This is a genomic window from Arthrobacter sp. NQ4, assembly GCF_029077345.1.
Classification (GTDB): Bacteria; Actinomycetota; Actinomycetes; order Actinomycetales; family Micrococcaceae; genus Arthrobacter.
The window spans coordinates 374,280-390,503 of the sequence record NZ_JARETC010000004.1 but is presented as its reverse complement, the minus strand read 5'-3'; the positions used below and the strand labels follow the sequence as shown (position 1 = coordinate 390,503).

Here is a 16,224-nt window from a genome sequence, read left to right as displayed (position 1 = left end):
AGCTCAGAAGCCGAACGGCAATCCTGCTACCCCGACTTCATCGAGTACTACAATCAGCGCAGGCCACACACTGCACTCAAAGGCGCCTCACCCGCCAGCCGCGTCACCAACCAACCGGGTTAGTACAGCTAGGGCGGCGGTCTGCGCCAACGTGTCCTGCCACCAGTAGACTGGTGCCAACTTTTCGCCGGGGGGCTCAAATGGAACAGCAGCGTGTTTGCCTTGTCGTGGAGGATGACGACGACATCCGGGGCCTGATCTCGGTGGTCCTGTCCCGCGCGGGGTTCAAGGTCACCGCGGTGGGAACAGGTGCGGAGGGCATCGCCGCGGCGTCTGATCCCGCCATCGCCCTGGTCACCCTGGACCTTGGGCTTCCCGACATGGACGGGCACGTGGTGGCCCGCCATCCGCGTCCTCACCACCGCACCCTTGCTCTTCCTGACGGCCCGCTCCGAGGAAGACGACGTGCTGGCCGGCATGGCGTCAGGGGCTGCCGGCTACCTCACCAAACCTTTCCATCCGAAGGAACTGAAGGCCCTTGCCGGGCAGCTGTGCCCGGCGGCGGCTGTTTCACAGGAGCCCCAAATACCGGGCAAATCCCACTGCTGAGCCGGCCGCCGGGAATCGAACCGTAACTCCCGGCAGCCCCCGGCAGCGGTGACGCGTCCGGCGGCGGCCCGTGCCGCCGTCGGACGCGCACTGGCGCTACTTCGACAGGAAGTCCAGCAGGGCCTCGTTGACCTCCGCGGCGTGCGTCCACAGCAGGCCGTGCGGGGCACCCTCGATCTCCACGTACTCAGCGCTGGGCAGCGCCTTGGCGAACAGGCGGCCGGTGGAGTCAATGGGCAGGATGTTGTCCGCGGTGCCGTGCACGATCAGGGCCGGGACATCGATCTTGGGGATGTCCTGGCGGAAGTCCGTGAGCCAGGTGGGTTGGGCGGCAACGGAAGCCGTTGCCCCCGAGCCGACGGCAAGGTTCCAGCCCGCATTCATGACTTCCTGACTCAGGCGCGGGGTGCCCAGGAAGGTGTCGGAGTTGTAGAAATTCTTGAAGAATTCGGTGAAGAAGGCGTAGCGGTCGGCCGTGACTGCTTCCAGAAGGCCGTCGAACACCTCCTGGGGGACGCCGTCGGGATTGTCGTCGGCCTTGAGCAGGTAGGGCTCCAGGGATCCGAGGAACGCTGCCCGGGCCACGCGTGCGGAGCCGTAGGTGCCCAGGTAGCGGCCGACTTCGCCGGTGCCCATGGAGAAGCCCACCAGCACCACGTCGTTCAGGTCCAGGGTGGTCAGCAGGGTGTTGAGGTCCGCCGCGAAGGTGTCGTAGTCGTATCCCCCGGCGGGCTTGCTGGATTTGCCGAAACCGCGGCGGTCATAGGTGATGACACGGTAGCCGGCACCCAGCAGGGCAGCAGCCTGCTTTTCCCAGGATGACCCGTCCAGGGGGTAGCCATGGATCAGCACCACGGGCTGTCCTGAGCCGTGGTCCTCGTAGTAGATCTCGATATCAGTGCTGTTCTCAGTGCCAACGGTGATTAAAGCCATCGGGGATGAATTCCTTTCGAGACTGGCCAGGCGGCAGGCAGAGCGCCGTGCCACGCATCTCCTACTCTAGGGCGGCCGGCTCCGGGCGGGGAGCGTTTTGCGGCGACGGCGGACGTTGCCAAAGTGCGTTGCGGCGGCAGCTGTGACAATATATGCGCATGAATGCAGATAAGAATGCTTGCTCGCTGGGCGCGGACAGCCAATACGTGGAGTTGGCGGTGGAGGTCTTCGCCATGCTGGCCGACGCTACCAGGGTGCGGATTATTTTGGCGCTCCGGGACGGCGAGATGGCGGTGGGCGCCCTGGCGGACGTCGTGGGCAAGTCCCCTGCCGCCGTGTCCCAGCACCTGGCGAAAATGCGCCTGGCCCGGATGGTGTCCACGCGGCAGGACGGGACGCGTGTGCTCTACCGGCTGGAAAACGAGCATGCACGGCAACTGGTGGCGGATGCGATCTTCCAGGCCGAACACGCCCTTGGCGGAGAGCCGGCACACCACCGCATCACCAACCATTCTGCGCAAAGGAGTGCCTCATGAGCGGGCCGCACCAGGAGTCGACACACACGCACAGTCACCCCCATGAGGAGGGGCACGGCGGACACGACCACGGTCATGAGCACCACCACGACCACGGTCACGACCACCCGCACGATCATGACCACGACGGGCACGGCCACCACCACTCCGGCTTCAAGGGCTGGCTGTTCGAACTGTTCGTTCCGCACACGCACGATGCCGCCGATTCCATTGACGACGCCATGGAGGCCAGCAGCGAGGGCATCCGGGCGCTGAAGATCAGCATGTTCGTCCTGCTGGCCACGACCGTGCTGCAATTCCTGGTGGTCCTGTTCAGCAGCTCGGTGGCCCTGCTGGCGGACACCATCCACAACTTTTCCGACGCCCTGACCGCGGTACCCCTGTGGGTTGCCTTCATCCTGGGGCGCAGGGCCGCCAACCGCCGGTACACGTACGGCTACGGAAGGGCGGAGGACCTGGCAGGCCTGTTCATCGTGGCCGTGGTGGCCCTTTCCGCCGTCGTTGCCGGCTGGCAGTCAGTGGACCGGCTGATCCATCCCCAGCCGCTGCAGAACCTGGGCTGGGTCATGGCCGCGGGCCTGATCGGTTTTGCAGGAAACGAAGCCGTGGCCATCTACCGCATCCGGGTGGGCCGCAGGATCGGTTCCGCCGCGCTGGTGGCAGACGGTGTGCACGCCCGGACGGACGGCTTCACCTCGCTGGCCGTGGTGATCGGCGCCGTCGGCGTCATGCTCGGTTTTCCGCTGGCGGACCCGATCGTTGGGCTGATCATCTCCGCAGCCATCATGGTGCTGCTGTGGGGCACCATTCGGAGTATCGGACGGCGGCTTATGGATGGCATCGAACCGGAGCTGGTGTCGCGTGCCCAGTCCGCGCTGGAGGGGACGACGGGCGTCCTCGGCGTCCAGCACCTGCAGCTGCGGTGGTCGGGCCACCGGCTGCAGGGCTCGGCACGCATCGAACTGGCAGACACGGAGCTGTCGCACGCCGAGGAGGTCCTTGACCGCGCCGACCACCGGCTTCGGCAGGCACTGCCCAAGCTGGACCACATGCTCCTGGCTCCCGGCACCCGGCGGTAGCGGGCGCTTAACGCAGAAGTGACCCGGCCTGGCCGGGTCACTTCTGCGTTGCGGGGATTCCGGACCTAGGCGCGGGCAGCCTTTCCAGGCAGCGCGAGCTTGAAGACCTTTGCCCAGGAGGAGCCGACCTGCTTCAGCAGCGGCCCGGTGGTGTACTTCAGGCCGTACCGCTGGCAGATCTCGCGGACCCTGGGCGCCACCTCGGCGTACCGGTTCGAGGGCAGGTCCGGGAAGAGGTGGTGCTCGATCTGGTGTGAGAGGTTGCCCGTCATGAGGTGCATGAACTTCGAGCCCGAGATGTTGGCTGAGCCGATCATCTGGCGGACATACCAGTCACCGCGGGTTTCGCCGTCCACCATCTCTTCCGTGAAGGTGTCGGTTCCCTCCGGGAAGTGGCCGCAGAAGATCACCGCGTGGGCCCAGACGTTGCGGATGGCGTTGGCTGCGATCGTGCCGAAGAGGGCCTGCTTCGCGGACCCGGTGAGCATGGCGACCGCCGGGGTTGCTGCATAGTCCTTGGTGAACTGGGTGACAACCTTCTTGCCGAGCGCCTTGAGGTCCTTGTGCAGGGCCTCCTTGGACTTGGTGCCTTCCTTATACTCGGTCAGCTCAAGGTCGTAGATGGCAATGCCCCACTCGAAGACCGGGGCCAGGATGGCGTTGAACAGCGGGTTGGCCAGGTTGATGGGCTTCCACGGCTGCTGCTCATCCATGCGCAGGAGGTTGTATCCGACGTCGTTGTCCTTGCCCACCACGTTGGTCCAGCGGTGGTGCAGGTCGTTGTGGGTGTGCTGCCAGGAACGCGACGGCGTGACGAAGTCCCATTCCCAGGTGGTGGAGTGGATGTCCGGGTCCCGCATCCAGTCCCACTGGCCGTGCAGGATGTTGTGGCCCAGTTCCATGTTTTCCAGGATCTTGGCCAGGCTCAGCAAGGTGGTACCGGTGACCCAGGCAGCCTTGTTCTTACTGACCAGGAGGGCGGCCCGGCCGGAGATCTCGAGCCCGCGCTGGATCTTGATCATCCGGCGGATGTAGGCAGCATCCTCGGCGCCCCGCTTGGCCAGGACTTCATCCCGGATGGCGTCGAGCTCGCGGCCCAGCTCCGCTACCTGCTCGTCGCTGAGGTGCGCGGCCGCCGGCGGCCGGACGGTGGGGCTGCCCGATTCGGCGAGCTTCCCGGGGCGCGTTCTCGAGCTTCCCGCGGGCGTGACCTTGGTAGGGGTGATTACAGACATTCCGTGGTGCTCCTCAGATTTCGAGGTTTACGGGTCCGGCGGCTGCCGAGACACACGTTTGGATCAGTTGGCCGGGTTCGCCATGGATTTCCCCGGTACGCAGGTCCCGGACCTGCCCGGCAAGCAGCGGTGTGAGGCAGCTGTGGCAGATGCCCATCCGGCAGCCGCTGGGCATCAGCACCCCGGCGTCCTCGCCGACGTCCAGGATGGGGGTGTCGCCGTCGGCCTGCACCTCGCGGTCGGAGGCTTCGAAGGTGACCAGGCCGCCGTCGTGCCCTACGCCCGCGTTGAACGTGGTGTTGAAGCGCTCGATCATCAGGTTGCCGGGGTCGCCCGCCACGGCGACGTCGGAGCCGGGAGCCTTGGCGGTCAGTGCCCGCTTCCAGAGCGCTTCTGCGTCGTCCAGGAAACTGTCCGGACCGCAGGCGTAGGCTGCCCGTTCCTTCCAGTCGGGGCAGATCGCGTCCAGCTCCTTGGTGCTGGAAAAGTCCATGCGGCCCTGCTCGCCGGTGTACCAGTGCGCCAGCCGGAAGTTGGGGAACTGGTCCGCGAGCTCGGCCAGCTCCTCGCGGAACAGGCTGTCATCCGGCGTGCGGGCCGAGTGGACCAGGACGACGTCGGCATCCGGGCGGCGGGGAACGAGGGTACGGATCATGGACATCACCGGGGTGATGCCGCTGCCCGCTGTGACCATGAGCAGGGGGCGCGGGTGCTCAGGGAGCACGAAGTCGCCCTGGGGCGGGGCCAGGAACAGCACGTCCCCGGGCTTCGTGGTGCGCACCAGGGTGCCGGACACGGCGCCGACATCGGTGACCGTGATGGCCGGGTCCTTGCCGGCGGGAGCGCTGAGGGAGTAGGAGCGCCAGTGGCGAACGCCGTCGAGTTCTACGCCGATGCGGGCCCACTGGCCTGCCAGGTGCGCCTTCCAGCCACGGCCCGGGCGGAAGAAGATCGTGGCCGACTGGGCGGTCTCCTGGACCACCCGGGTGACCACGCCGCGCAACTGCCGGGCCGAGTAGACAGGGTTGAACAGCGCCAGGATATCTTCGGGCGCCAAAGGGGTAGTGAGCACTGAGGCCGCCTGGGCCAGCTGTCGTAGCCGGATCATACGGGTAAGCCTAGAGCGGTGCGAGCCATATTTCTCTCTCTCCGTCATATGACCGTTCCGCAGTCACACGCTAGTTGGTGGGCGCGAAGCCCCCACGCCGCACTCTTAAGAGTAACGGTTCGGTCTCACAAAAGGTTCCCGGCGTCCTTTCGGCTCCATCCCAGGGCAGGGGCCACGTATTTTGCGATGTTGCCCAAAAGCTTGGCGTTGAACTCCACGCCCAGCTGGTTAGGAACGGTCAGGAGGAGCGTGTCCGCAGCCTGCACCGCGGTATCGGCGGCGAGCTGCTCCGCCAGGAGGTCCGGCGGCCCCACGTAGCTCTTGCCGAACCTGGCCGTCAACCCGTCAATGACACCCACCTGGTCACGGCCATCGCGGAGCTCGCTTCCGGCAAAGAAGTACTTGTCCTCATCATCCACGATGGGCAGGACACTGCGGCTCACCGAAACCCTCGGCGCATGGGCATGGCCCGCCGCGGCCCACGCCTCCCGGAACAGCTGGATCTGCTCGGCCTGGAGTTCATGGAACGGGACCCCGGTGTCCTCCGTGAGCAGGGTGGAGCTCATCAGGTTCATCCCGAGTTCCGCGGCCCATACGGCGGTCTTCCGGCTGCCGGCACCCCACCAGATCCGTTCCGCCAGCCCCGGGGACTGGGGCTGGACCGGGAGTAGTCCGGTGGCCCCGCCCGCGTAGCGGGGATCGGCCTGGGCCACCCCGGCGCCGGTAATGGCTTTGCGGAAGGTGTCGGTGTGGCGGCGGGCCATGTCCGCATCGGTCTCCCCCGGCTGCGGCCGGTAGCCGAACGCGGACGCGCCCTGCAGGGCGGGCTCGGGTGAACCACGGCTGATGCCAAGCTGCAGCCTGCCGCCGCTGATCAGGTCTGCCGCGGCCGCTTCCTCTGCCATGTACAGCGGGTTTTCGTAGCGCATGTCGATCACACCCGTGCCAATTTCGATGCGGCTGGTGCGGGCCGCGATGGCTGACAGGAGGGGGAAGGGCGATGCCTGCTGCCGGGCGAAGTGGTGGACACGGAAGAACGCGCCGTCCACTCCGAGTTCTTCGGCGGCGACCGCAAGTTCGATGCCCTGGAGAAGGGCATCCGCCGCCGTCCTGGTTTGGGAACCCTGGCCGGGGCCCCAGTGGCCGAATGAAAGGAATCCGATGCGCTCCATACTTCCCCCAACGGTGCTGCCGGCAGCTGCATTCCCGGCTGGGATGATGGCTGGGTGGGTACTCCGGGTGAAACTGTCGCTGTCTTCAAGACCATCGTGCTGTTCGTGCTGGCCGCTGCCGCTGAAATCGGCGGCGCCTGGCTGGTGTGGCAGGCCGTGCGCGAGGGCAGGGACTGGTGGTGGGCGGGGCTCGGCGTGATCGCGCTGGGCGTCTATGGCTTCGTGGCCACGCTCCAGCCGGACGCCCATTTTGGGCGGATCCTGGCGGCCTACGGCGGAGTGTTCGTTGCCGGCTCCCTGGTGTGGGGCATGGCATTTGACGGCTTCCGCCCGGACCGGTGGGACGTCGCCGGATCCCTGGTCTGCCTGCTGGGCGTCGCCGTGATCATGTTTGCACCCCGCAGCGGCGGATAAAGCAGCGGGAGCGTGGCTAAAATCTAGCCACGACGAAAGGCGGGTCCTGTGGAGCGGGTGGACTACTGCGTTATTGGTGGCGGCATCGTAGGCCTTGCAACTGCCTACCAGTTGTTGCAGAGGCAACCGGGAGCCTCCCTGGTCCTGCTCGAGGCCGCGGGTTCCCTGGCTTCGCACCAGACCGGGCACAACAGCGGCGTTATCCATTCCGGCATCTACTACGCCCCGGACAGCCTCAAGGCCCGGTTCAGCAAGGCCGGAGCGCAACAAACCAAGGAGTTCTGCCGGGAGCACGGGATCAGGTTCGCCGAGCCGGGCAAGCTGCTCGTGGCCACCTCGGCCGTGGAGCTGGACCTGCTGGGCCGGCTGGAGGAACGCGCGGCCGTCCATGGGCTGGACTGCGAGCGCCTCGACCAGGCGGAACTCAATAGGCGCGAGCCCAACGTTTCGGGACTGGGCGCGCTGTTCATTCCGAGCACCGGCATCGTGGACTACGGGGAAGTGGCGCGGAAGCTGGCCGACCTCATCTCCGCTGCCGGCGGGCGGGTCATCACCGGAGCCACCGTGGGCTCGATCGTGGAGCATTCGGACCGCGTGGAGGTTGCCACGGGCCAGGCCGCCTACTCGTGCCGCCGCCTGGTGGCGTGTGCGGGCCTGCAGTCGGACCGCGTGGCGGAAATGGCCGGCATGAAGATTGATGTCCAGATCATTCCTTTCCGCGGGGAGTACTTCGAGCTCCCGGAATCCAAGTGGGACTATGTGACCCACCTGATCTACCCCGTACCGGATCCGGACCTGCCCTTCCTGGGGGTGCACCTCACTCCCACCATCAACGGCAGCATCACTGTGGGACCCAATGCGGTCCTGGGCCTGGCCCGGGAGGGCTACCCCAAATTCTCCGTGGACCTCAAGGACGTGGGCCGCTATCTGCGCTTTCCCGGGCTGTGGCACGTGGCAAGGTCCAACGCCGCCACCGCAGTGCGCGAAGTCCGAAACTCGCTGTTCAAGGGCAGCTACCTCCAGGAATGCCGCAAATACGCCCCCGGCCTGTCCAAGGCGGACCTGCTGCCGTACGAGGCAGGCATCCGGGCACAGGCGGTGCGCCGGGACGGAACGCTCCTGCACGATTTCCTGCTGGCGGAGACGGACAGGATGATCCACGTCCTGAACGCCCCCTCCCCGGCCGCAACCGCCGCCCTGCCCATCGGGGAACACCTGGCCGGCAAAGCCGTGCTGCACCCCGCGTCCTGACCGGCAGGGCGGCACCGGCCACGGCTAAACTGGCCCGGTGATCAACAGTGAGCAGCCGCCCCGGCCAACGGTCCCGCCGTCGCGCGGGAGGATGGCGGAACGGCTGCTGCCCGGCGGCGAGGAACCGGACCCGCGCTTCACGCTGGCGAACGAACGCACCTTCCTGGCCTGGATCCGGACGTCGCTTGCGCTGCTGGCGGGTGGCATTGCCATCGAGGCGTTCACTTCGGGCCTTTTCATTGAGCCTGTCCGGAAAGGCCTGGCCGTCCTGCTGCTTCTGCTGGGCATGATGCTCAGTGGCGGCGCCGCCATGCGGTGGCTCCGGGTGGAGCGCAGCATGCGGAACAAGGCGCCGTTGCCGCTGCCGCTCTTTGTGCCCCTGCTGGCCGGGGCAGGCGCGCTGGCTGCCGCCGTCGTACTGGTCTTCATTCTCTGGCGCTGATTCCGTGGCATCCAGCGGCCCCAGCCCCCACGGCGATCCCGGCCTCCAGCCGGAGCGGACGGCCCTCGCCTGGGGCCGGACCATGCTGGCGCTGGTGACGGCCAGCGCCTTCTTCCTGCGCTGGCTTCCCACCTATGGGCCGCCCATCCTGATGCTGCCGGTGATTTCCGGCGGCGCCGCCCTGGCCATTTACCTCACGCAGCGCCGCCGCTACCAGGCGAGGTCGCACGGGCTGGCCGGCGAAAGCATCGAGGCCGACCTGCCCGCTGTGCTCTGGACCGCCTTCGCCGGGCTCGCCCTGGGGTGCCTGGGCATTGTGGTGGTGCTGGTCAGCTAGAACGGTCCCGGCCAGCTGGACCCGTACCGGCCAGCTAGAACATGGGCAGGACGAAGCCGGCCAGCAGGGCCACGGCGCCTATCGCCGTCAGGCACCGGCCCAGGACCGAGGCCGTCCTCCCGGCTTCCTCCGGCCTGGTGGTCTGCCACTGCGTTGGACGCTTGGGGTGGTAATAGATGGGCAGGGTGTCTCCCGCGGCCATGTCCTTGATGTCGTACGGGGACATCGGGGCGTTGTGCACCTGGTGCTTCCGGTCAAACCAGCGGAAGCCAACACCGGTGGAATCGGAGTACACCACGGCCTCGGCCATGTCCCACGGGTGCACGAAGCGGCGGAGGAATCCGGTGTAGAAGAGCAGTCCCAGCCCGGCGGGCAGGCACAACCAGGTGAGCACTTCCAGGATGGGACCTGCCATATCGAGCGCAGTGGGCATGAAGTTGATGGTACAGCTCAGGGGCTGGCTCCTTCAGCACCTGATACGTACGCTGAAGGAGACCGGACCGGAGTAAGGGGAAGCCATGAATGATCAGGACATTTTGACGCACATCCAGGCCCTCGTGGAGGAGGAGCACTCACTGCGTGAGGGCTCGGGGGGCGGGCAGGCCCCGGACCAGGCACGGCTCAAGTATGTGGAAGAAAGCCTGGACCAGTGCTGGGACCTGCTGCGTCAACGGCGGGCCAAGAAGGATTCGGGCGAGAACCCGAACGACGCCGAAGCCCGCCCCATCAGCGAGGTTGAAGGTTACAGGCAGTAGCCGTCGCCGGACCGCCTTGGGTGCCCGGGTCAACCTACCCGGGCACCCCTTTTCCGTTACCCACAGATTGAGTTTCTTCCATGCGTATCGCCGTAGCCCAGATCATCAGCAGTGCCGACACAGCAGCCAACCTTGAGCTGGTGTGGGAGTACGCTGCCCAGGCCAGCAACGCCGGCGCCCAGCTGGTGGTTTTCCCCGAAGCGACGATGCGCGCCTTCGGCCACTCCCTGAAGGACATTGCCGAGCCCGTTGACGGCCCGTGGGCCAGCGAAGTCCGCAGGATGGCGAAGGAGCTGGACCTCACGATCGTGGCCGGCATGTTCACTCCGGGAAAGGACGGCCGGGTCCGTAACACACTGCTGGTCACCGGGCCCGGAGTGGAGGCGTCCTATGACAAGGTCCACCTTTTTGACGCCTTCGGTTTCGCCGAGTCCCGGACCGTCGAGGCCGGGGAGGCACCGGTAACCTTCGAACTGGACGGTACCGTGTTCGGCCTGGCGACCTGCTACGACGTCCGTTTCCCGGGCCTGTTCACCGCCAACGCCAACGCTGGTGCCCAGGTGAACATCGTGTGCGCCTCCTGGGGTGCCGGTGAGGGCAAGGCGGAGCAGTGGGACCTGCTGGTGCGCGCCCGGGCGCTGGACAGCACCACTTTTGTGGTCGCCTGCGGCCAAGGCGACCCCGAAACAGTGGGCGCCGGCCCGGCGGGCACAGCACCCACCGGCATCGGGCACAGCGCCGTGATCACCCCCCTGGGCAAGGCGGTGGTGGCGCTGGGCGGCAAGCCGGAACTCGCCGTCGTCGACATTGATCCCTCAACGGTGGACGACGTCCGCACGAAGCTGCCCGTCCTGGCCAACGCCCGCACGTTCTGATCGCGTGAGGCGCCGTTCATAGCTTCGAAACAGACGGCCGAAAGAGCGGACGACGCCGGGTCTCACCTGGGGCGGGCGGCCTGCGCCCGTGATGGCAGGCATCGGGCGGGGCCGGGGCGTCCGGAGGCCGGCGGCGGAAGAGGCGCCGTTTACATGCCCGAAACATAGCCGATACGTGAACTTCACGCACGGGCGATTTGTGTAACGTGGCCGCAACTTTAAGCGGCATTGGCTGAAACACACACCGCCAAAAATGGAACCCGGGGAAATGCCATGGGGCCAATCGGGCCCCTGCACCACGTTCACGTTGCGAAGGGACCCACCGGTGGAAATCACTGCCCAACACGTCTGGCTGATGATCTCGGCAGCCATGGTCCTGCTGATGACCCCGGGCCTTGGCCTCTTCTACGGCGGCATGACCCGCGCCAAGGCCGCCCTCAACATGATCATGATGAGCTTCATCTCGGCAGGGATTGTTGGCGTTGTCTGGGTTCTGTGGGGCTACTCGATGACCACCGGCGACGGCGTGCTGGGCCTCTTCGGCAATCCCTTCACCAGCTTTGGCCTGCAGAACCTCATGGGTTCACCGGACCTCCTCAAGGCCGGGTACAGCGCAACATTCGCCATCATCACCGTTGCCCTGATCAGCGGCGCCATCGCCGACCGCGCCAAGTTCGGGGCCTGGGCCCTGTTCGTGCCGGTGTGGATCACGGTGATCTACTGCCCGCTCGCGTACATGATCTGGGGCGGCGGGCTGATGAGCGCAGGGGGTGCCGTCACGGAAATCTTCGGCCAGGTCATCGATTTCGCCGGCGGTGCCGTGGTGGAAATCAGTTCGGGAACGGCTGCCCTGGTGCTGGCCGTGATCGTTGGCCAGCGCCACGGGTTCGCGAAGGACCCCAACCACCGCCCCCACAACCTGCCTTTCATCATGCTCGGCGCCGCGATCCTGTGGTTCGGCTGGTTTGGCTTCAATGGGGGGGCCGCCACCAGCGTCGAACAGGCCGGCCTCATTTGGATCAACACCCTGGTGGCACCCGCGGCCGCCATGCTCAGCTGGCTGGTCACGGAGAAGGTCCGCCACGGACACCCCACATCCCTGGGCGCCGCCTCCGGCGTGGTTGCCGGCTTGGTGGCCATCACCCCTTCCTGCGCCAACATCAGCCCCGTGGCCGCTATCGGCCTGGGCCTGGTGGCCGGCGCGGCCTGCTGCGTATTCGTGGACCTCAAATACCGCTTTGGCCTCGACGACTCCCTGGACGTGGTGGGTGTCCACCTGGGCGCCGGCCTCATCGGCACCCTGTCCCTGGGCTTGATCGCCCTTCCCGTGAACGGCCAGGGCGGCGGCCTCTTCTACGGCGGCGGAGTCCAGCAGCTCATTGCCCAGACAGCCGCCGTCATCATCACCCTCCTGTTGTCCGGTGTTGGAACCGCGGTCATTGCCCGGATCATCAACAAGACGGTGGGCTTCCGGGTCAGCCACGAGGCCGAGACCGCCGGCGTGGACCTGTCCGAGCACGCAGAGACTGCCTACGCATTCGGTGAGATCGGAGCAGGATTCAATCCCCTGCGCCACGCCGCGGCCCACATCCCGACCGCAGCTGCCCCGGCTGAACGGCACGCCAAGGAAGACTCCTTCGCGTAGGTCTGCGTTTCTAGTCCGCAAGGATCTTGTAGAGCGCGCGGCGCAATTCGTCCATCTTTTCGACGGCGGCAGCCCGCTGTTCCCCGGTCACTCCGGCGCGGAACTGGTGGATGGCACCCATGAGCTTGGCGATGCTCTGATGGAAGTCCCGGTCCGCGCTGTCCGGTTCAGCGTTCCACGCGTTCTCCATTTCCTCCGCGTGTTCCGCCACGTAAGCGCGGCCTGCATCGGTAAGGGCAAACTCAGTCCCGCGGCCTTCGCTGAGCGCCTCAATCAGGCCCTCGTCCACCAGCTGCTGGAGCGTGGGATAGATGGATCCCGGGCTGGGCCGCCACACGCCGCCGGTCTTGGCGGCAATGGTCTTGATCAGTCCGTAACCATTGGATGGCGCCTCCGCCAGGAGTGACAGGATGGCCGCGCGCACATCACCGCGGCTGGCCCGCCGTCCGCCGCGTCCAAAGCCGGGGCCGAACCCCGGACCAAAACCCGGCCCGAATCCAGGGCCAAAACCAGGCCCGAACCCCGGACCAAAGCCTGGACCGCGGTGCCCATGGGGGCCGCGGTGGCCCCTCCCCCGCTCGAAGCGGCCCCTGCCGAACTCAGGGCCCGGTTGTTTGTCGTCGAATATGCCTTTCATGGTGGCATCGTCCTTTCATACTGTCGTGTTCGCTGTGGATTCAGCGATAGTTAACGATATGTCGGTAACTATCGCTGGTCAATGGTCTGGCGTGACCAAATCCTGACCTTTCCGGCTCTGGCTCGCTCCCCGGCGGGAGCGTATCCTGATCCCACCTTCGAGCGCGGGGGCTGAGGAATGGCAAGGAAGCGGAAGCGCAGGCTCGGTTTTGGGACAGTTCTGGGACGGATCCTGGGGTTCCTCGCAGCGAGTGCCATGTGCGGCGTGCTGGCGGCCAGCCTGGTGGTGCCGGCCGTGGCAGCCGCGGGAATGGGGGTCAGTTCCTCGATCGGATTCTTCGAAAGCCTGCCCGCTGAACTGACCGTGCAGCCGCCATCGCAGGCCACCAAAGTCCTCACTTCCGACGGGCAGCAAATCGCCACCTTTTACGCGGAAAACCGCGTGAAGGTGCCGCTGGACCAGATGTCGCCCTTCATCAAGGAAGGCATTGTCGCCATCGAGGACAGCAGGTTCTACGAGCACGCCGGTGTGGACCCGCAGGGGATACTGCGGGCAGTGGTGTCCAACCTGACCAAGGGCGGCGAGCAGGGCGCGTCCACCATCACGCAGCAGTACGTCACCAACGTCCTGAACGAGGCGCAGCTTTCGCAGGACAGGCCGGACGCGGTGGTGCTGAACGGGCAGAAGAACCTGGGCGACAAACTGCGCGAAATGAAGCTGGCCGTCACGCTGGAGAAGAAGTACACCAAGGACCAAATCCTTGAGGGGTACCTCAATATTGTGTTCTTCAGCAGCAACGCGTACGGGATTGAAGCGGCAGCACGCTACTTCTTCAGCACCACCGCGAAGGACCTTACCCTCCCCCAGGCCGCCTTGCTGGCCGGGGTGGTCAACAGCCCCACCCTCTACAACCCGGCCACCAATCCTGATAAGTCGATCGTGCGCAGGAACCAGGTCCTGTCCGAGATGCTGCGCCTGCGCAAGATCACGCAGGCCCAGTACGATGCCGCCGTAGCCACCCCGATCCAGCTGAAGATCACGCCGCAACAGCAGGGCTGCGCCAACGCTGCCATGGCGCCGTACTTCTGCGACTACATCTCCCATCTGATCCTGAACAATCCCGCCTACGGGCCCACCGAGGCTGACCGCGAACGGAAGCTTTACCGCGGCGGCCTCACCATCACCACCACCCTGGACAGCAGGCTCCAGGCAGCCGCCCAGGCCCAGGTGGACGAAACGGCGGGCGCGAACCCGGACCGGTGGGCGGCCTCGCTGCTGACCCTGCAACCGGGCAGCGGCAAGATCCTGGCCATGGCCCAGAACACGGTCTTCCTCCCGCAACCAGGCAAGTTCGACACCAACCTGAATTTCAACGTGGATGCCAAGGACGCCCAGGGCAACGACCTGAACGGCGCCGGCGGGTTCCAGCCCGGGTCCACCATGAAGCCCTTTACCTTTGCGGAGTGGCTGAACGAGGGAAAGTCGCTCACCGCCGAAGTGGACGCCTCACGGCGGGTCTATCCGCTGGGGTTCCCGTGGAAGGACAGCTGCGGGAAGGTGCTGGGAGCGTACAGCACGGCCCAGGCCAACCCTGCCCTCGGCGCTGCCGATGACCTGCAGAATGCGGAGGACGGCTTCTACCGCCCAATGCCCGTCAATTACGGCCTGTACAACTCGATCAACACGGCCACCTTCGCTTCGGCATCCCAGCTCGACTTTTGCGGCATCCAGAAGATGGTGGACGCCGTAGGGCTGCACAGCGGCCTGGACAGCACCCCGGTCAACATGCATCAGCTGGGCAACCTCCTCGGCGGCACCGGTGTGGCACCCCTCACCCTGGCAAATGCCTTTGCCACCTTCGCCACGGAGGGCCGCTATTGTGCTCCCATCGCCCTGGTTGATGTCGCTGATCCCGCCGGGGCAAAACTGCCCGCCCAGGCACCCGACTGCCACGACGCCGTCAAACCCGACGTGGCCCGCGGCGTCAACTCGGTACTGCAGGACGTGCTGAAGAAGGGTTCCGGCGTCTGGATCAACCCGAAGGTGCAGGACAAGGTTCCGACAGCCGCCAAGACCGGAACCTCGAACAACAACGGGTCCACCTGGGTGGTTGGCTACACCACCGGCCTGGTCACGGCGTCCTTCTTCGGCGATGCCCTGGAAGGCCAAAAACGGGCGGGGCAGAACGTCACCATCAACGGCACGTTCTACCCCCGCCTTGACGGGTACATGATTGCCGGGCCCCAGTGGGCCAACTACATGCTCAAGGTGGCACCCCTCTACCCGGCGGGTCCGTTCGCGCCGCCGCCCGCTTCGATGATTGGGCCCAATCCCAACTACAGGCCGTAGCCCGGCTGGCACTTCCATCCCGGCCAACGCCGCGTCGCAGCAGGTGTGCAGAAGGATTGGCCTGGCCCGCCGGGGCCAGACCGGCAAGTACTACAACGCCTTGTGCGAGCAGTTCGTGAGGGCAAACCCTCCCGCCTAGCCCGTGCCCTTCCAGAGGCGCTTCCACCAGGACCGCTCCGGCTCCGGCTCAGCAGGCGCCTCCACCGCGCGCGCGGTCCGGCGGCTGCGCCAGCCCTCCACTTCCTCCTCCACATCCCGGGTCCTGGTGACCACCGGCGGGCCGCCCTGGAGCTGGCGGCGGGCGTCGATCACCCGCCGGTTGAAATCCTGCAGGATATCCCGGACCTGCTGCTCGGTGTACTGGGCGTCCAGCCTGGCGTCGAGTTCGGCGTCCTCAGTGCGGAGCAGGATGGCCGCCGGGCCCAGGCCGCTGATGTTCTCCCGCTGGATCAGCCCCTTCACCCACCAGTCGGGATCGTACGATTCGCCCAGGCCCGGGATCGGCTTGCCCGCGTACTTCAGGTTGTCGAACTTGCCTTGCGCCATGGCGTCGCGGACCAGGTATTCCGCGCGGGCGGCATCGCTGACTTTCTTGCGCTTCTCCCGCTCCTGCGCGTCGAGGGCGTCCAGCGCGGCTTCCTCCTCGGCGCTGATGCCGGCACCACGGTATGAGCGGACTTCGGCCGCACGCTCCAGGCGCTTGCGAAAATCCCCTGCGCCGCCGCTCATTGCCACCACCGCCTCTCCTCGCTTGGCCCCCCATCTTCCAGTATTCAGCGGTGGGCTTGTGCGTTCAACGCCCAAGGTGGGCGGACGACGGCGGCGCGTCCCGCCGTCGTCCGCCCAC

At 66.4% G+C, this 16,224-nt stretch carries 19 protein-coding genes and 1 pseudogene; 13 read left to right on the top strand and 7 right to left on the bottom strand.

Annotated features, from left to right (window positions below; all coding sequences use genetic code 11):
* From PUN51_RS20835 to PUN51_RS10425, 3 genes and pseudogenes are all read left to right on the top strand, one after another.
* On the top strand, nt 1-123 hold a 123-nt coding region (locus tag PUN51_RS20835; protein ID WP_275181331.1), incomplete at its 5' end, for an integrase core domain-containing protein.
* A 77-nt stretch (nt 124-200) separates the two neighbouring features.
* Nucleotides 201-347 (top strand): annotated as a pseudogene (locus PUN51_RS10430) (response regulator); the annotation flags it as partial.
* Between the two features lie 19 nt (nt 348-366).
* Nucleotides 367-609, top strand: coding sequence for a hypothetical protein (locus tag PUN51_RS10425; protein ID WP_275180831.1), 243 nt, complete (start codon nt 367-369; stop codon nt 607-609).
* Between the two features lie 96 nt (nt 610-705).
* On the opposite strand, the gene PUN51_RS10420 is transcribed toward PUN51_RS10425, so the two are convergent.
* Nucleotides 706-1,542: an alpha/beta fold hydrolase gene (locus tag PUN51_RS10420; RefSeq protein ID WP_275180815.1), complete on the bottom strand. Its 837-nt coding sequence runs from the start codon at nt 1,540-1,542 to the stop codon at nt 706-708.
* Between the two features lie 158 nt (nt 1,543-1,700).
* Between PUN51_RS10420 and PUN51_RS10415 the strand changes: the two genes are divergently transcribed.
* On the top strand, nt 1,701-2,078 hold the full coding sequence (locus tag PUN51_RS10415) for an ArsR/SmtB family transcription factor (protein ID WP_224027077.1): 378 nt from the start codon (nt 1,701-1,703) through the stop codon (nt 2,076-2,078).
* The gene (locus PUN51_RS10410) at nt 2,075-3,157 is read left to right on the top strand and encodes a cation diffusion facilitator family transporter (RefSeq protein ID WP_275180814.1); all 1,083 of its coding nucleotides are present in this window, start codon (nt 2,075-2,077) and stop codon (nt 3,155-3,157) included. Before PUN51_RS10415 ends, PUN51_RS10410 begins: the two co-directional genes overlap by 4 nt.
* 65 nt (nt 3,158-3,222) lie before the next feature.
* Here the strand turns inward: PUN51_RS10410 and PUN51_RS10405 are convergent, their stop codons facing one another.
* The 3 genes from PUN51_RS10405 to PUN51_RS10395 form a co-directional block, all read right to left on the bottom strand.
* Nucleotides 3,223-4,392: a fatty acid desaturase family protein gene (locus PUN51_RS10405; protein ID WP_224027079.1), complete on the bottom strand. Its 1,170-nt coding sequence runs from the start codon at nt 4,390-4,392 to the stop codon at nt 3,223-3,225.
* 13 nt (nt 4,393-4,405) lie between these two features.
* Nucleotides 4,406-5,500, bottom strand: coding sequence for a ferredoxin reductase (locus PUN51_RS10400; protein WP_224027080.1), 1,095 nt, complete (start codon nt 5,498-5,500; stop codon nt 4,406-4,408).
* Between the two features lie 125 nt (nt 5,501-5,625).
* Nucleotides 5,626-6,672 (bottom strand): LLM class flavin-dependent oxidoreductase, encoded by a 1,047-nt coding sequence (locus tag PUN51_RS10395; protein ID WP_224027081.1) that lies wholly within the window; start codon nt 6,670-6,672, stop codon nt 5,626-5,628.
* Nucleotides 6,673-6,726: 54 nt separating this feature from the next.
* Between PUN51_RS10395 and PUN51_RS10390 the strand changes: the two genes are divergently transcribed.
* From PUN51_RS10390 to PUN51_RS10375, 4 genes are all read left to right on the top strand, one after another.
* The gene (locus PUN51_RS10390) at nt 6,727-7,086 is read left to right on the top strand and encodes a YnfA family protein (protein ID WP_224027082.1); all 360 of its coding nucleotides are present in this window, start codon (nt 6,727-6,729) and stop codon (nt 7,084-7,086) included.
* Between the two features lie 48 nt (nt 7,087-7,134).
* Nucleotides 7,135-8,337, top strand: coding sequence for an L-2-hydroxyglutarate oxidase (gene lhgO / locus PUN51_RS10385; protein WP_275180813.1), 1,203 nt, complete (start codon nt 7,135-7,137; stop codon nt 8,335-8,337).
* Between the two features lie 91 nt (nt 8,338-8,428).
* Nucleotides 8,429-8,779: a YidH family protein gene (locus PUN51_RS10380; protein ID WP_159635145.1), complete on the top strand. Its 351-nt coding sequence runs from the start codon at nt 8,429-8,431 to the stop codon at nt 8,777-8,779.
* Between the two features lie 4 nt (nt 8,780-8,783).
* Nucleotides 8,784-9,116, top strand: a complete 333-nt coding sequence (locus tag PUN51_RS10375; protein WP_159630585.1) for a DUF202 domain-containing protein — start codon at nt 8,784-8,786, stop codon at nt 9,114-9,116.
* Nucleotides 9,117-9,150: 34 nt separating this feature from the next.
* Here the strand turns inward: PUN51_RS10375 and PUN51_RS10370 are convergent, their stop codons facing one another.
* Nucleotides 9,151-9,549 (bottom strand): hypothetical protein, encoded by a 399-nt coding sequence (locus PUN51_RS10370; RefSeq protein ID WP_159630583.1) that lies wholly within the window; start codon nt 9,547-9,549, stop codon nt 9,151-9,153.
* A gap of 85 nt (nt 9,550-9,634) precedes the next feature.
* Between PUN51_RS10370 and PUN51_RS10365 the strand changes: the two genes are divergently transcribed.
* The 3 genes from PUN51_RS10365 (at nt 9,635) to PUN51_RS10355 (ending at nt 12,391) form a co-directional block, all read left to right on the top strand.
* On the top strand, nt 9,635-9,871 hold the full coding sequence (locus PUN51_RS10365; protein ID WP_159630581.1) for a DUF2630 family protein: 237 nt from the start codon (nt 9,635-9,637) through the stop codon (nt 9,869-9,871).
* Between the two features lie 80 nt (nt 9,872-9,951).
* Nucleotides 9,952-10,746: a carbon-nitrogen hydrolase family protein gene (locus PUN51_RS10360; RefSeq protein ID WP_224027085.1), complete on the top strand. Its 795-nt coding sequence runs from the start codon at nt 9,952-9,954 to the stop codon at nt 10,744-10,746.
* A gap of 325 nt (nt 10,747-11,071) precedes the next feature.
* Nucleotides 11,072-12,391 carry an ammonium transporter gene (locus PUN51_RS10355; RefSeq protein ID WP_201302385.1) on the top strand — a complete coding sequence of 440 codons (1,320 nt, stop codon included), beginning with the start codon at nt 11,072-11,074 and terminating at the stop codon, nt 12,389-12,391.
* 10 nt (nt 12,392-12,401) lie between these two features.
* Here PUN51_RS10355 and PUN51_RS10350 read toward each other — a convergent pair whose 3' ends face one another.
* Nucleotides 12,402-13,028, bottom strand: a complete 627-nt coding sequence (locus tag PUN51_RS10350) for a PadR family transcriptional regulator (protein ID WP_159630575.1) — start codon at nt 13,026-13,028, stop codon at nt 12,402-12,404.
* A 177-nt stretch (nt 13,029-13,205) separates the two neighbouring features.
* Here PUN51_RS10350 and PUN51_RS10345 point away from each other — a divergent pair, with 177 nt between their 5' ends.
* The gene (locus tag PUN51_RS10345; RefSeq protein ID WP_275180812.1) at nt 13,206-15,377 is read left to right on the top strand and encodes a transglycosylase domain-containing protein; all 2,172 of its coding nucleotides are present in this window, start codon (nt 13,206-13,208) and stop codon (nt 15,375-15,377) included.
* Nucleotides 15,378-15,512: 135 nt separating this feature from the next.
* On the opposite strand, the gene PUN51_RS10340 is transcribed toward PUN51_RS10345, so the two are convergent.
* Nucleotides 15,513-16,106: a J-domain-containing protein gene (locus PUN51_RS10340; RefSeq protein ID WP_275180829.1), complete on the bottom strand. Its 594-nt coding sequence runs from the start codon at nt 16,104-16,106 to the stop codon at nt 15,513-15,515.
* Nucleotides 16,107-16,224: the final 118 nt, after the last annotated feature.

What these genes read in the sequence shown, in the direction of transcription:
- PUN51_RS10340 (WP_275180829.1), bottom strand. Translation starts at nt 16,106, where the DNA reads ATGAGCGGCGGCGCAGGGGATTTTCGCAAGCGCCTGGAGCGTGCGGCC.
- PUN51_RS10410 (WP_275180814.1), top strand. Translation starts at nt 2,075, where the DNA reads ATGAGCGGGCCGCACCAGGAGTCGACACACACGCACAGTCACCCCCAT.
- PUN51_RS10360 (WP_224027085.1), top strand. Translation starts at nt 9,952, where the DNA reads ATGCGTATCGCCGTAGCCCAGATCATCAGCAGTGCCGACACAGCAGCC.
- PUN51_RS10350 (WP_159630575.1), bottom strand. Translation starts at nt 13,028, where the DNA reads ATGAAAGGCATATTCGACGACAAACAACCGGGCCCTGAGTTCGGCAGG.
- PUN51_RS10370 (WP_159630583.1), bottom strand. Translation starts at nt 9,549, where the DNA reads ATGCCCACTGCGCTCGATATGGCAGGTCCCATCCTGGAAGTGCTCACC.
- PUN51_RS10405 (WP_224027079.1), bottom strand. Translation starts at nt 4,392, where the DNA reads ATGTCTGTAATCACCCCTACCAAGGTCACGCCCGCGGGAAGCTCGAGA.
- PUN51_RS10420 (WP_275180815.1), bottom strand. Translation starts at nt 1,542, where the DNA reads ATGGCTTTAATCACCGTTGGCACTGAGAACAGCACTGATATCGAGATC.
- PUN51_RS10395 (WP_224027081.1), bottom strand. Translation starts at nt 6,672, where the DNA reads ATGGAGCGCATCGGATTCCTTTCATTCGGCCACTGGGGCCCCGGCCAG.
- PUN51_RS10365 (WP_159630581.1), top strand. Translation starts at nt 9,635, where the DNA reads ATGAATGATCAGGACATTTTGACGCACATCCAGGCCCTCGTGGAGGAG.
- PUN51_RS10345 (WP_275180812.1), top strand. Translation starts at nt 13,206, where the DNA reads ATGGCAAGGAAGCGGAAGCGCAGGCTCGGTTTTGGGACAGTTCTGGGA.
- PUN51_RS10415 (WP_224027077.1), top strand. Translation starts at nt 1,701, where the DNA reads ATGAATGCAGATAAGAATGCTTGCTCGCTGGGCGCGGACAGCCAATAC.
- PUN51_RS10380 (WP_159635145.1), top strand. Translation starts at nt 8,429, where the DNA reads ATGGCGGAACGGCTGCTGCCCGGCGGCGAGGAACCGGACCCGCGCTTC.
- PUN51_RS10400 (WP_224027080.1), bottom strand. Translation starts at nt 5,500, where the DNA reads ATGATCCGGCTACGACAGCTGGCCCAGGCGGCCTCAGTGCTCACTACC.